Raw genomic sequence first — 13,111 nt, 5'->3', positions numbered from 1 at the left:
GATGACGACCAACGCAACCGGGTTGCGGGAGCCGCGCCGAGCCTCCCGTCCGGACCCTGACGGTCCTCGGGACCGGCGGCGCACCCCCGCGACCTGGTTGCGTCGGGGTGGGCTCTCGACGCTCGTCTTCGCCCTCCCGCTGATCCTGGTCTTCGGGCTGTTCTCCTGGTGGCCCATCGTCCGCGCGACGGTGATGTCCTTCCAGCAGACGAACCTGGTGACCGCGCCGACGTTCGTCGGTTGGGACAACTTCGCGAACGTCCTGCACGACCCGCTCCTGCCGACGGCCATCGGCAACACCGTGTGGTTCGCGGTGCTGGCCCTGGTGTTCGGCTACCCGCTGCCGCTCGTGATGGCGGTGCTGATGAGCGAGCTCCGTCGGGCGAAGGGCTTCTTCAGCGCCTTGGTCTACCTGCCGGTGGTCGTCCCGCCGGTGGTCGCGGTGCTGCTCTGGAAGTTCTTCTACGACGGATCCGCGACCGGTGTCTTCAACACGATCCTCGGCTTCGTCGGGATCCCGCCGCAGCCGTGGCTGCAGAACGCCGGCACCGCGATGCCGTCCCTGGTGCTCGAGGCGACGTGGGCGGCGGCCGGTGGCACCGTGATCATCTACCTGGCGGCGCTGCTCTCGGTGCCGCCCGAGCTCTACGACGCCGCCGAGGTGGACGGCGCCCGCGTGTGGCGGAAGATCTGGCACGTCACGCTGCCACAGCTCCGCGGCGTGCTGTTCGTGACGCTCATCCTGCAGGTGATCGGGACGGCGCAGGTGTTCCTCGAGCCGTACCTGTTCACCGGCGGCGGGCCGAACAACTCCACCACGACGATCCTGCTGATGATCTACGACTACGCGTTCGCGAACTCGACCGGCGGCGACTACGGATCGGCCACCGCGCTCAGCATCATGCTGGCGATCGTGCTCGCGGCGCTCAGCATCCTGTACTTCCGGCTCACGAAGAAGTGGAGCGTCTGATGACCTCGACGGTTCCCTCCGCACCCGTCCTCGGCTCCGACGACCCCGCCGGTGCGAGCGTCGCACCGGTGCGTCGACCGCCGCTCCGGCCAGTCCGCCGACCGCCGCGTCGGTCGGCGGCCCCGGTGGACAGCACCAGCCGCGGCATCATCGCGCGTGCCGACCGCGGCCGGCGCTCCGTCCGTGCGTCACTGTTCTCGCTGAACGGGCTGCTGCTCATCGGCCTGGTCGGGCTCGGCCTCGGGCCGATGCTCTGGCTCGCCAAGTCCGCGATCACCCCGACCCAGGACACGCTCCGCACGCCGCTCGCGCTGTTCCCGAACGGCGTCGACTGGGCGAACCTCTCCGCGGCCTGGAACGACGTCCACATCAGCCTGTACTTCGGGAACACGCTCGTCCTGGCCATCGGGGCGTGGGTGATGCAGATCCTGGTCGCGACGACCGGCGGCTACGTGCTCTCGATCCTGCGGCCGGCGTACGCGCGCGTGCTCGAGGGCATGGTGCTCTCCACGCTGTTCATCCCGTCGGTGGTGCTGCTCGTCCCGCTGTACCTGACGATCCTGCACCCGCCCGTGATCGGGACGTCGCTCATCAACACGTACTGGGCGGTCTGGCTGCCGGCCGGCGCCAACGCGTTCAACATCCTGCTCGTCAAGCGGTTCTTCGACGCGCTCCCGCGGGAGGTCTTCGAGGCCGCGTCGACCGACGGCGCCGGACCGTTCCGGATGTTCTGGTCGATGGTGCTGCCGATGTCCAAGCCGATCCTCGGGGTGGTGTCCGTGTTCGCGGTCATCAACTCGTGGAAGGACTTCCTGTGGCCGCTGCTCGTCCTGCCGGACCCGGCGCTCCAGCCGCTCTCGGTGCGGCTGCCGAGCATCCAGTCCACGACCGAGCTCGACGTGTTCCTGGCGGCACTGGCGATCTCCACGCTCATCCCGGTGGTGCTGTTCCTCGGGTTCCAGCGGATGTTCCTGAACTCGGCGGGGCTGGGCGGCGCGGTCAAGGGGTGAACCGGCGGTGGTGGGTCCCCTTAGAAGCGGTGTCCGCCGCGGATGCTCCTCAGGCGGTGCTCCCGAGGTCCGAGCCGCGGTGGACGACGTCCTCGGCCGAGGCGCGCATGCCGTTGCCAGCACTGTGCGCCGCGCGCCGGAGGACCTGGAAGGCCTCGTCGATGCGGATGCCACGTCGGAACGCGAGCGCACCCTTCGCCTGCTCCACGACCACGCGCGCCTGGAGGGCGTCCTGGACCTGCTCGTCGAGGCTGTGCAGGCGCCCGCCGTCCCGCTGCCGGACGAGTGCGGCGGAGGCGGCGTCGGCGAGCAGCTGGATCAGCACCACGTCGCTGTCGTCGTGTCCGTCCCGGTGTGCTGCGAAGACGCACAACGAGCCGATCGTCGCGTCCCGCAGCCGGATCGGTTCGGCGAACGTCCCGTGGAGTCCTCGCCCGCGCAGGGTCTCCGTGAACACCGGCCACACCGACTCGTGGGTGGCCACGTCCGGCACGTCGATCGCCTTCCCGGTTCGGTGGCAGTCCACGCACGGGCCCTCGTTCGTGCCGAGCTGCGCCTCCTCCGCGTCGCTGCTGCGCTCGCTGGTCGACGCGATCACGTGCAGGGTGCCGGATGCGTCACCCAGGACGACCCCGGCCTCGGTCGCCGAGGTGAGCTCGACGCACGCAGCGATGACGCGGTCCATCGCGTCGAGGACTTCGAGTTCCGGTTCCAGGACGCTGGTGAGTCCCGCGGACAGGCGCTCGAACCGGTCCGCTCCGCGCGGCTGTTCGTCGGTCGTGCTCATGGCCCGGATCGTACGACCAGACAGATCACGCACCGTTCAGACAGTCCGCGCAACGCGGATGGGCATCGACCCGTTCGTGGTGGTGCTGCTCTCCCTCGCCGGCGTCGCGGGGCTCGTGGCGATCACCGTCTCCTGAGCGGTGAGCACGGCGAGCGCCTCCATCAGGGCACCTCGCTGCGCTTCGTGCAACGGTGCGAACAGGTCCTGGAGCACCTCCGCCGCGATCTCGTGGCCACCGTCGAGTGCTGCGCGGCCGGTGTCGGTGAGGGTGTGCACGAGCGGCACCTGCCGCACTACGCGCAGACGCTCGCGGAGTTCGTCAAGGCGGCGCGGGCATTCGCGCAGGACGCGAAGTCGCAGCTGCGCGAGGAGATGGGGCCGGACTTCGACGACGTCGAGTGGCGGTCGCTGGACCCGCGGCAGTACGACCCGCGGCGGATCGTCCGGGACGCGTTGGCGGCGCCGGCCGAAGCCCTGGTGCCGACCGTCGTCGAGACCGTGCAGGTGACCGCGCCGCGGGTCCGGGCAACCGCGCCGGTCGTTCCGCTGGCAACGGGGGAGGTGGCGCCGTTCGACGCGGAGGGCACGTGAGCGGTGAGCGCTACCGGCACACCCCGCGGAGCACCGCAGCCGGCGTCGCGCCGACCGACACCGTGTGACACCCGGGCCCGACCTCGACCACCGCATCCCCGCCCGTCCGCGTCGCCGGCTGCGACACCCCGTCCACCCACACGCTCGAGCTCGTCCCCGGCACCCGCACGCTTGCACGCGTGGTCGCCGGCACGGACACCGCCACGTCGACCCCGGACCCCACGATCGCGTACCCGGCCCGGATCGTCCCGCGCACGGTCGGCCGCGCGAGCGTCGCGTTCGCGATCCCGCCGGGCTCCGGCGCGACCTCGAACGTGGACCACGAGGGCGTGGTGGCCCGGAGCCCGACGAGGCTCGACACCACGATCGAGGCCGGTGACGCCGCCCACGGGTGGGAGTAGGTCGTGTTCGCCTTGAGGGACAGGTCCCACGCCTCCATCGTCGCGCCGGCACCGACGCGGATCATGTTCGACCAGCTCCGCTTCCCGGTGCTGGTCAGCATCGCGGTCGCCGCCGTGGCCTGGCCGTTCGCGAACAGCCCCGGCACGAGGAACGCGGCGCAGTACACGCTGCAGGCCATGCCGCGGCCGGCGACGTACGCCGCTGCCCGGGTGGCCGTCGACGTGTCGGCGACGCCGGCGGCGAGTGCGAAGGCGCTCGCCTGCACGGCCCAGTGCGCGACGGCACCGCCGCTCGCGGTGAGCCCGTCGCGGTAGGCGCGCTTGGTCGGGTCCCAGAGCCGGGCGTTGATCGCGGTGCGGAGCGCCGCGGCCTGCTTCGTGTACGTCGCGGCGTCGGCGGTCCGGCCGATCGCGGTCGCCAGCTCCGACATCACGACGAGGTCCCGGTACGTCAGCGCGTTCACGACGGTGTTGGTCGTCGTGAACACGTACCCGTCGCGTTCGGCGCCGGGCCAGTCCACGATGTCCTTCGACGAGTCGTGCCGCACCAGGCCGGTCCCCGTGTCGATGTACTTCGTCAGCAGGGTCTTCTGCAGTGCGGCCCAGTTCGCGGAGATCTCGGTGGTGTCGCCGGTCTCCATCCACCGGGCGTGGACGGCGAGGGCGTCGAACAGCGGCCACTCGGTCGGCCAGGTGGCGTTCGCCAGGAGCCACCGCGACGTGTACGCGGCGGCGGCGGAGTCGGTGTCGAGCGCCGCCTGCGCGAGCTGCTCGATGTACGCGTCGGCCTCGTACGGTGCCCGTTCGCGCTCCCACGAGTCGACGTACATGCCGAGCGTGGTGCTCTCGATCGTGGTGGCGGACAGGTCGCGGACCGCGTCGAGCGTGGCGTTGGAGGAGTCGAAGTCGGCGTCGGTCCCGATGGGGGAGTGCAGCGCGACGGCCCGGACGGCGGACGCGGTGACGCCGGACGGCAGCCCGGTGATCTGCACGTACCGGAAGACCCGGAGCCCCCAGCCCGCGATCGTCTGCTTGCCGGGGCGCAGACGGTAGGAATCGACCCAGCGGTTGCCGGCCGTGGTCGTCGCGGCGATGGTCTTCGCCGAGGTCAGGGTCTCGCCGTAGGTCACGGTGACGTTCCGGGCCGCGCTGCTCGACACGGCCAGGCTGATGCCGCCCATCCACGTCCTGCCGAAGTCGACGACGAGCGTGCCGGATGCGGAACGGACGGTCGAGCGCACCGCGTGCGTGGTCTCCACGATCGGCACGAGCGGGGACGCGGTCAGCGCGGCGATCGTCGGGCGGACCTCGGCGGCCCGCCAGCTGCTGTCGTCGAACGCGGCCGTGTCCCAGCCGTCCGGGTACCGGGCCGCGTCGATGTTCTCCGACGGGGCGACGTAGTACCCGGTGCCGACCGAGGCGCCCGGACGGAAGGCGCCGGTGCCGTCGAGCGTGCGCCACGACGATCCGCTCCCGATGACGACACGCGTGCCGTCCTCGTAGGTGACGACGAGCTGGACCAGCAACCGCCGGTCCGCCGTCGTGTAGGCGAGCGCGGCGAGCGCGTTCCGCTGCCCGGCGTGCAGCAGGGACGTGACGTCCGTGCTGTCGTAGCGGACCTCGGTGCCGATGGGCCGCACCGGGCCGGCGGCGGCGAACGACCCGTTCACCGAGAGCCGGTACACGTACTGCCGCGTCGGCGCCGGCGAGGACCCGGTGGACCACACCGTCGCCCAGCGGATCTTCCCGGCGGGCAGGGTGAACGAGGTCCTGGCGAACGTCCAGTCCGGCACGGCCGAGTCGATGAGGCAGCGGCTCCCCTTCGGCACCGACAGGACGCCCGTCGCGCTGAGGGTCGCGCAGGACATGTCGGTCCGGGCGGAGTTCTTCGCGTACACCTGCAGCCCGGACGGCGCGGTGACGGTGAAGACGTTCGCCTGCACCGTCTCCTTCGTGCTGGTCCGGAAGCCGACCAGCCCTCGGCTGAACGTCTTGTCCGTCCGGGTGTCCACGAGCCGCCCGGCGAACCAGGTGCGGATCGTGGAGCCCTGCACCTGGATCCGGATCGCGTACTGGTGCGCCTTCAGCACCTTGGTCTTCAGGGACACCGTCTTCAGCAGCCGGTAGGACCCGTGCACCTGCACGTGCGGGCGGAGCGTCGAGGTCGCCGTGTCGAACTGCCAGAGGTACCCGTTCGCGTCGTCCGACGCGCGGAGGACGATGCCGGTCGGCGACGCGCCCATCATCACCGTCGCGTGCACGGTGTAGTTCGCCCACGCGTCGTACACGCAGTTCGCGCGGACGCCGACCGTCGTCCGCCCGCTCTTCAGCGTCGTGCAGGGCAGGTCCGGGGTCGACGTCGTCCCGCTCGCCGACCAGAGGGCCGCCCCGTCCGAGGACGTGACGCGGAGTCCGGTGATCGATCCCCGCTCCGAAGCGCCGGTGCGGACGCCGACCCACCCCTCGGTGAACGTCGAGTCCCGCCGGTCGTCCACGACCGTCCCGCGGACCGAGGTGACGATCCGGTTCCCCGTGACCACGATGCGGACCGGGAACGCGGAGCCCCGGGTGATGCGGACGCCGGCGTTCGCCAGCCGGATCGCGGGCAGTGCCCGGTAGGCGCCGTTCCGCTGGACGTGCGGCACGAGCGTGTCGTTGTCCGCGCGGAACTGCCACAGGTACCCGTTGCGTGCGTCCTTCGCCCGGAACACCACGCCCATGGCCACCGCGTCCACGGTGACCGTCGCGTCGACGGTGTAGCTCTGCCACGCGGTGGTCGGCTTCGCGGACCAGATCGGCTTCGCGGACCACGCGCTCACCGTGGTGCCGAACGTCGACGGCGTCGCCCACGGCGAGGCGGGGCGGTCGTCGCCGGTGCTCTGCACGCTGAACCAGTACCGCGCCGAGTTCGCCAGGCGCGGTCCCCGGTACGGCACGTTCTGCGTCGCCGCCGACGTCACGTTCCCGGAGTCCCAGACGTCCCCGGTGCCCGCCGCCGCTGCCGCCGGCGACGTGGCCACGACGATCCGGTAGGTGCGCTCCACCGCCGCGTCCGGCACCCATGAGAACCGCACGGTGGCGCTCGGGTCGACCGCCATGGGCGAAGTCGCCCCGTTCACGCGGAGCGCGGTCGGCCGGGAGGCCGGGGTCGGCTCCGGCGTCGGGGTCGCCGTGGGCGTCGGCTCGGGTGGGGCAGTGGTCGTCGGTTCCGGCGTCGGGGTCGCGGTCGCGGACGGCGTCGGTGACTCGGACGGCGTCGGGACATCGGGCGTGGGAGTCGCCGTCGGTGCGCCGGGGTCATCGGGGTCCGTCGGCTGCTCCGACACTTCAGGCGACGGCGACGCGGTCGATCCCGACGGGTCGACGGTGCTCGCGAACGCGGGGGCTGTCGTGACGGCTCCGCTGAGGACGACGACGGCGGCGAGGAGGACGCCGAGCACCGTTCGGGCGCGACGAGGAGGACGAGGACGCATGGACCCGTTCTGGGAAGAGGGCAGACGAAGCAACGGGCCGGACGGCCGATCTCGACCTTATGGAGGATCCCTCGCTTCGAGAACACCCCAGATCAGGTGGCGGGGGCGGGTCGCTGTCCCGCGCCCCGTCCTGGCCCCTTGTCCTGTCCCTGCCGCAGCGCCAGCGCGATCGAGTGCGCAGACGCGGGGCTCCACGACGGGCGATACCTCCGTCTTCTGCGCACTCGATGCGGCGGGCCCGGTCGCGATCAATGACTCGACGCTCGGGTTCGGCGTGAACACCATCGCCCCGTCGACGAGTACTACCGAACCCGCGAGGGCTTCCCGTTCACCGGTCGGATCCACCGCGTCGACATCGACTTCGTCTCGGACGTCGCCGACATCTCACCGAAGGAGAAGGTCCGCCAACACCTCGACATGGACTGGCTTCTGCACACCGACTCCTCCCGACGTCCTTCCTGACCGGCGCGGACCAGAACTGGACCACGGTGCCGGACGGGAGGCACGGGGCGGGCCCGACCCGCGCCTCCCGTCCGGCCCGTCACCATCTGCAGAGCCGCAGCGTCACCACCCGAGGGTGCCGGGTTCGCCCTTGAACGGGCCGACCACCTTCGACGTGATCCAGCCGCCGTAGAAGTCACCGGCCTGGGCGTGGACGGTCTCGCCCGCGACCTCGCAGGAGTCCATCTGGCCGGGGTAGATCGCGACGCGGTCGAGCAGCTCGGCGAAGCCGGGCTCGGGGGTGGGGTAGGTCCAGCCGGCACGGGGGACGGTCGTGTCGCCGCCGTGCACGTCGAAGTAGCTCGCACGTCCCTTGAACTCGCACATGCTCGAGCCGCTCGTGGGGGCGAGCGCTCCCGGCACGAAGTCGGCCGCGGGGATGTAGTAGACGGGCGGGTGGCTCGTCTCCAGGACGCGGACGGCGGACGTGGTGTCCGCGATCGCGACGCCACCGAGTCGTACGACGATCCGCTCGGTGGAGGACTCGACGCGGGGCGGGCGGGGGTAGTCCCAGACGGACTCCTGGCCGGGGCCGGGCTGGACGGGCGCGGGGTGACGGTTCACAGTGACTCCAGGAAGGCGAGGAGGACGTCGTTGAAGGCGTCGGGCTGGTCGAGGTTGGTGGCGTGGCCGGCGTCCTCGATGACGACGACCCTGCCGTTCGGGTTCGCGCCGACGGCTGCCTCGGCGTGGGAGCACGGCCAGAGCTGGCTGTCCCGTCCGGCGACCATCGTGAAGGGGACGTCGAGCCGCTCGACGACGTCGCGCCAGTCCTGCTGGCCGTGGTCGCGGAGCAGGCGGACGGTCTCCGGCGCGTTCGGGGTGCGGACGGCCGGGAATCCGCCGATCCTGGCGATGAGTCGCTGGACGCCGGCGTTCCCCTGGTCGACACGGAGGCCGCGGCCGGTGTCCGGGATGCCCTGGTCGAAGAAGGTGCCGCTGTTCTCCGGCGTCATGCCGTAGAAGCCGTGCGGCCAGTCGTCGGTGTTGATGAGCTTCGGGGTCTGGTCGATGGTCAGGACCCCGGCGATGCCCGCGGTGCCGAACAGGTCGATCGTGGCCCAGATCGTGCTCGCGCCCATGGACTGCCCGACGAGGACGGCGTCCTGCAGGTCGAGGACCTCCAGCAGCTCGTGCAGGTCGGCACCGTGGCGGGCGACCCGCTGACCCCGGAGGGTGTCCTCGCTCTCGCCGTGGCTCCGGCGGTCGAAGGCGACCACCCGGTGCCCGGCGGCGCGGAGGGCGTCCTCCTGCAGTGCCCAGCCCGTCGCGGGCATGGCGTAGCCGGCGACGAGGACGACCGTGCGTCCGCCGGGGCTCGCCGGACCGGAGTCGGTGTACGCGAGGCGGGCGCCGTCCGAGGAGGTGAAGGTGGCGACCATCAGAACGCCTTGCCGGGGTTGAGCGTGCCGGCGGGGTCGAGGGCGTCCTTGACGGAGCGGTGCATCGCGATGACGCGCTCGCCGAGCTCCTGCCGGAGGCCGGGGAGCTTCAACAGCCCGACGCCGTGCTCGCCGGTCACCGTGCCGCCGAGCGCCAGGCAGTCGGCGACGATCCGGTCGAAGGCGGTCTTCGCGCGGTCCTTCGCGGCGGGGTCGTCCTCGGGCGCGATGATCAGCGGGTGCAGGTTGCCGTCACCGGCGTGCGCGATGTTGGCGATCGTGACGTCGTTCGCGGCGGCGGTCGCCTGGATCCGCCGGAGCATCTCGGGGACCGCGCTGCGGGGGACGCAGATGTCCTCGGTCAGGACCGGGCCGAGGCGTTCGAGCGCCGGGTAGGCGAGCCGGCGGGCCTGGAAGAGCCGGTCGATCTCCTCCGGGTCGGTGGCGCGTTCGACGTCGGTGCCACCGGCGTCCCCGAAGACCCGGGCGACGTGGTCGGCGATCTCGTCCCCGGCCGCTCCGCGCTCGTCGATGCGGGCGAGCAAGAGGGTGTCGACCTCGGACGGCAGACCGAGGTGCATCCACTCGTCCACGGCGCGGAGGCAGGTGCGGTCGACGATCTCCAGCGCGGCGGGGATGATCCCGGCGCGGGAGATCGCCGCGACGGCGTCACCGGCGGCGCTGAGGGACGGGAAGTAGCCGATGACGGCGCGTTCGTCGCGGCCGGCGAGGGGGAGGAGCTTCACGGTGACGCTCGTGACGATGCCGAGCGTCCCCTCGGAGCCGACCATCAACGCGGTCAGGTCGTAGCCCGCGACGCCCTTCGCGGTCTTCCGGCCGAGCTGCACCACGGAGCCGTCCGCGAGGACGACGGTGAGCCCGAGGACGTAGTCGCGGGTGACGCCGTACTTGACGCAGCAGATGCCGCCGGCGTTCGTGGCGACGTTGCCGCCGATGGTCGAGATCGCGGAGCTCGCCGGGTCCGGCGGGTACCAGAGGCGGTGCTCGGCGACGGTGGCGCGGAGGGCGTCGTTGATGACGCCGGGCTGGGTGACGGCGTAGCGCTCGTCGGTGTTCACCTCGAGCACGGCGTTCATCAGCTCGAGGGACAGGACGATGCTGTCCGCGACGGCGTTCGCGCCGCCGGAGAGTCCCGTGCCGGCTCCGCGGGGGACGACCCGGACGCCGGCTGCTGCCGCCCAGCGGACCGCGGCGACGACGTCGTCGGTGCTCCGGGCCCGGACGACCGCCAGCGGCCGGGAGAACTCGGCCCACTCGGCGTCGTCGTGGCTGTAGCGCTCGAGCGAGGCCGGGTCGCGGAGGACCTGGTCGGCACCGAGGAGCTCGTCGAGGGCGGCGGTGTCCACCGGGGTGGTGACGGTCATCGTGGGTCCTTCCGGGGTGGTCGGGGCCGACGATACCGCTCGCGTCAGGGGATTCCGCGCGCGTCAGGGGATCCCGCTCGCGTCAGGATCCGAGCAGGGAGACGGCGCGGGCGATGACGAGCGCGACCATCACGAACGACGCGGCGGACTGCAGACCCATCAACCCCTTCACCCGGGAGGACAGCGGCATCACGTCAGTGGGGGAGTACGCCGTCGAGTTCGTCAGGGAGAGGTAGAGGTAGTCGACGAAGGAGGGCACCCAGTCGCTCTTCACCGAGGAGCGTCGCTGCACCTCGATGACCGTGTTCTCGTCCTCGTCCTGCGGGAACCGGAAGTCCGCCGGCGGCAGGTCGGCGCGGTGGTCCACACGGCGGGACACCGGGCCTCCGCGGTCGAGCTCCCAGAACAACAGGCCGAACGCCATGATGTTCGTGATCCAGACCTGGAGCGCGGCGAGCAGGTCTGCTGGACCGTTCGGGTGCTCCTGGGACACCAGGACGACGATCAGGATCACCAGTGCCGCCTGGTTCGCGACGACCAGCAGCAGCGCGAGCGCCGTGGACATGGTGCGCGACCAGCGGGTCTGACGGTCGAGCCGGACGGGGTTGAGGATCGTGACCGGGATGAGCAGGACGAGCCCGAGCGCGACCACGCCGAAGCGCAGGGACGCGGGGAACTCGCTCGGCAGGGCGCCGTAGAGGCCGAGCGCGATGAGGACCGCCACGACGGCCGGCCAGCGGAGCTCGGTGCCGACACGGCGGTCCGCCTCGCCCGGTGGGGTCTCGTCGTCCTGCTCTGTGCTGCTGGTGCGTCCGCCGCTCATGCCCCGACCGTACTGCGCGGCCGGACCCGCCAGCGCCGCGCATCGCGGACAGGTGGGGCGTCCGGACCGCCGGTCATCGGACACCTGGCGGCGCTCGGGCGACGCTGGCCTATGGTCAGAACTCGGAACTCCTCCGCAGCACCCTCCCGATCGGACCCGTCATGCCCGCAGTCCTCAGTGACGTCGAGTGCCACCGACGGTTGATGGCGGCGGCGGACGACCTCTTCAACCGCGCCGGGACGACCACGGTGGAACTCGAGGACGTCGCGCTCCGTGCCGGTGTGCCGGCGGGTCGTGCGGCCTCGGTCGTGGTGTCGAAGGACGCCCTCGTCGAGGCGGTCCTCCGCCAGCAGCACGACCGGTGGACCGGCAACCTGCTCCGCGCGGTCGACCCCATCGACGATCCCCGCGACGCGCTCATCGGGATCTTCACGTTCCTCGAGGGCTGGTTCGCCGAGGACGACTTCGCCGGCTGCGTGTTCATCAACGCGTACGGGGAGCTCGGTCGGACGAACCCGCGGGTCCTCGCGATGGTGCGTGACCACACGCGGGTGTTCACCGGGATCGTCGACGACCTCGTGACCAGCGCCGGTCTCCCGGCGATGTTGACGGCCTCGATCGTCCTGCTGGCCGAAGGGGCGCAGGTCGCAGCGGCGACGATGGGCACGGTCGCCCCGGCTCGCGAGGCGCGGACGTCCGCCGCGATGCTCATCGGGCTGTACGGACCGCAGTGACCGGCGCGATCCGGACAGGGACGTGCCACTGAAGGGCTCCGCGTCATCTGCGTGTGTGACGATGCTGTCGTGACCGAGGAAGCCCCTGCCCGCGTGCGCATCGAAGCACGCGGCACCGATCGTGGCGAGGCCGTGGAGATGTTCCGCGAGCTGTACCACGGCCTCCGGTGGTCGGCGGCCGAGGTGGAGGGCCGCCCGTTCTCGTACTCGCACCACGCCATCGGCGACGAGTCGATGACCCTCCGCACCTCGTCCTTCCACGGCGGACGGCTCGACGGTGAGATCCTGCCGACCGGCGACGAGTTCATCGTCAACTGGGTGACGACCGGCGGCGGCGTCGTCGACGTCGGCGCAGCCGAGGTCGCCGTCGCACCGGGGACGCCGGTGCTGTTCCCCGCGGATCGTCCGTTCCGGTTCTCGTACGCCGACTTCGACCAGAAGCTCGTGCACCTCGACCGTGGGCTCGTCGAACGGGTCGCCGCGGAGCAGACGGGCATCGAGCACGGCGACCTCCGGGTGGACGGCGCGGTCGTGCCGGGGCGGGACGCCGTCCGGACCTGGGGGCAGGCGATGGGGTTGATCTCGCGCACCCTGATCGGTGCGCCGGCGTCGCCGTTGCTCCGCGCGGAGATGTCCCGGCTCGCTGCCATCGCGTTCCTCGAGCTCTACCCGCAGCTGCCGGTGTCGCTGCCGCCCGCGCTCCTCGTGCCCGGGAACGCACGGGTGCGCACCGCCGTCGAGTTCATCCACGCGAACGCACACCTGCCGATCACGCCGACCGCAGCCGCGAAGGCGGCGGGCCTCGGGGTCCGAGCGCTGCAGGACGGCTTCCGGCGGGCGCTCGACACGTCGCCGAGCGAGTACCTGCGCGCGGTGCGCCTCGACCACGTGCACTCCGAACTCCGTCGCGCCGACCCCGGCGAGACCAGCGTCAAGGACATCGCGCTCCGCTGGGGGTTCGCGCACCTGGGGCGGTTCTCCGGGGTCTACGCGGAGCGGTTCGGGGAGTACCCGAGCACGACGCTCCGCGCCGTCGACTGACCTCCTCCGCGGT

The 13,111-nt window shown here is 71.8% G+C and carries 13 protein-coding genes; 6 read left to right on the top strand and 7 right to left on the bottom strand.

Annotated features, from left to right (window positions below; translation table 11 throughout):
- The first annotated feature begins 1 nt into the window (after nucleotide 1).
- Together EDF24_RS12815 and EDF24_RS12810 are read left to right on the top strand one after the other, a co-directional pair.
- Entirely contained in the window at nucleotides 2–970 is a 969-nt protein-coding gene (locus EDF24_RS12815) for a carbohydrate ABC transporter permease (RefSeq protein WP_185017216.1), read from the top strand.
- Nucleotides 970–1,980 carry a carbohydrate ABC transporter permease gene (locus EDF24_RS12810; protein ID WP_123703258.1) on the top strand — a complete coding sequence of 337 codons (1,011 nt, stop codon included), beginning with the start codon at nucleotides 970–972 and terminating at the stop codon, nucleotides 1,978–1,980. Before EDF24_RS12815 ends, EDF24_RS12810 begins: the two co-directional genes overlap by 1 nt.
- Nucleotides 1,981–2,029: 49 nt before the next feature.
- Here EDF24_RS12810 and EDF24_RS12805 read toward each other — a convergent pair whose 3' ends face one another.
- Entirely contained in the window at nucleotides 2,030–2,767 is a 738-nt protein-coding gene (locus tag EDF24_RS12805) for a GAF and ANTAR domain-containing protein (RefSeq protein WP_123703257.1), read from the bottom strand.
- A gap of 36 nt (nucleotides 2,768–2,803) precedes the next feature.
- On the bottom strand, nucleotides 2,804–3,043 hold the full coding sequence (locus EDF24_RS12800; RefSeq protein ID WP_132048873.1) for a hypothetical protein: 240 nt from the start codon (nucleotides 3,041–3,043) through the stop codon (nucleotides 2,804–2,806).
- On the opposite strand from EDF24_RS12800, the gene EDF24_RS12795 reads away from it, so the two are divergent.
- Nucleotides 3,038–3,358 carry a Sec-independent protein translocase TatB gene (locus tag EDF24_RS12795; protein WP_123703255.1) on the top strand — a complete coding sequence of 107 codons (321 nt, stop codon included), beginning with the start codon at nucleotides 3,038–3,040 and terminating at the stop codon, nucleotides 3,356–3,358. The genes EDF24_RS12800 and EDF24_RS12795 overlap by 6 nt on opposite strands.
- Before the next feature lie 10 nt (nucleotides 3,359–3,368).
- Here the strand turns inward: EDF24_RS12795 and EDF24_RS19685 are convergent, their stop codons facing one another.
- The gene (locus tag EDF24_RS19685; RefSeq protein ID WP_395868112.1) at nucleotides 3,369–5,627 is read right to left on the bottom strand and encodes a family 78 glycoside hydrolase catalytic domain; all 2,259 of its coding nucleotides are present in this window, start codon (nucleotides 5,625–5,627) and stop codon (nucleotides 3,369–3,371) included.
- A 904-nt stretch (nucleotides 5,628–6,531) separates the two neighbouring features.
- On the opposite strand from EDF24_RS19685, the gene EDF24_RS19680 reads away from it, so the two are divergent.
- A complete protein-coding gene (locus EDF24_RS19680) occupies nucleotides 6,532–6,792 on the top strand; it encodes a hypothetical protein (RefSeq protein WP_395868060.1) in 261 nt (86 codons plus the stop codon).
- Nucleotides 6,793–7,796: 1,004 nt separating this feature from the next.
- Here the strand turns inward: EDF24_RS19680 and EDF24_RS12785 are convergent.
- The 4 genes from EDF24_RS12785 to EDF24_RS12770 form a co-directional block, all read right to left on the bottom strand.
- Complete coding sequence (locus EDF24_RS12785; protein ID WP_123703253.1) at nucleotides 7,797–8,297, bottom strand: DUF427 domain-containing protein; 501 nt, start codon at nucleotides 8,295–8,297, stop codon at nucleotides 7,797–7,799.
- Nucleotides 8,294–9,115, bottom strand: a complete 822-nt coding sequence (locus EDF24_RS12780) for an alpha/beta fold hydrolase (RefSeq protein ID WP_123703252.1) — start codon at nucleotides 9,113–9,115, stop codon at nucleotides 8,294–8,296. Before EDF24_RS12780 ends, EDF24_RS12785 begins: the two co-directional genes overlap by 4 nt.
- Nucleotides 9,115–10,500 (bottom strand): FAD-binding oxidoreductase, encoded by a 1,386-nt coding sequence (locus tag EDF24_RS12775; RefSeq protein WP_123703251.1) that lies wholly within the window; start codon nucleotides 10,498–10,500, stop codon nucleotides 9,115–9,117. The genes EDF24_RS12780 and EDF24_RS12775 overlap by 1 nt, the downstream gene beginning before the upstream one ends.
- A gap of 82 nt (nucleotides 10,501–10,582) precedes the next feature.
- Nucleotides 10,583–11,323, bottom strand: a complete 741-nt coding sequence (locus EDF24_RS12770) for a DUF1345 domain-containing protein (RefSeq protein ID WP_123654288.1) — start codon at nucleotides 11,321–11,323, stop codon at nucleotides 10,583–10,585.
- A 161-nt stretch (nucleotides 11,324–11,484) separates the two neighbouring features.
- Here EDF24_RS12770 and EDF24_RS12765 point away from each other — a divergent pair, with 161 nt between their 5' ends.
- The gene (locus EDF24_RS12765; protein ID WP_123654287.1) at nucleotides 11,485–12,057 is read left to right on the top strand and encodes a TetR/AcrR family transcriptional regulator; all 573 of its coding nucleotides are present in this window, start codon (nucleotides 11,485–11,487) and stop codon (nucleotides 12,055–12,057) included.
- Between the two features lie 69 nt (nucleotides 12,058–12,126).
- A complete protein-coding gene (locus EDF24_RS12760; protein ID WP_123654286.1) occupies nucleotides 12,127–13,098 on the top strand; it encodes a helix-turn-helix domain-containing protein in 972 nt (323 codons plus the stop codon).
- Nucleotides 13,099–13,111 lie beyond the last annotated feature (13 nt).

This window comes from Curtobacterium sp. PhB130, from assembly GCF_003755165.1.
GTDB lineage: Bacteria > Actinomycetota > Actinomycetes > Actinomycetales > Microbacteriaceae > Curtobacterium.
Note: the sequence above shows the minus strand (reverse complement) of the source record. Positions and strands in the feature narration are given on the sequence as shown.

Coding starts and splice junctions, on each gene's coding strand:
- EDF24_RS12815 (WP_185017216.1), top strand. CDS start 2: ATGACGACCAACGCAACCGGGTTGCGGGAGCCGCGCCGAGCCTCCCGT.
- EDF24_RS12810 (WP_123703258.1), top strand. CDS start 970: ATGACCTCGACGGTTCCCTCCGCACCCGTCCTCGGCTCCGACGACCCC.
- EDF24_RS12805 (WP_123703257.1), bottom strand. CDS start 2,767: ATGAGCACGACCGACGAACAGCCGCGCGGAGCGGACCGGTTCGAGCGC.
- EDF24_RS19685 (WP_395868112.1), bottom strand. CDS start 5,627: ATGTCCTGCGCGACCCTCAGCGCGACGGGCGTCCTGTCGGTGCCGAAG.
- EDF24_RS12780 (WP_123703252.1), bottom strand. CDS start 9,115: ATGGTCGCCACCTTCACCTCCTCGGACGGCGCCCGCCTCGCGTACACC.
- EDF24_RS12775 (WP_123703251.1), bottom strand. CDS start 10,500: ATGACCGTCACCACCCCGGTGGACACCGCCGCCCTCGACGAGCTCCTC.
- EDF24_RS12770 (WP_123654288.1), bottom strand. CDS start 11,323: ATGAGCGGCGGACGCACCAGCAGCACAGAGCAGGACGACGAGACCCCA.
- EDF24_RS12765 (WP_123654287.1), top strand. CDS start 11,485: ATGCCCGCAGTCCTCAGTGACGTCGAGTGCCACCGACGGTTGATGGCG.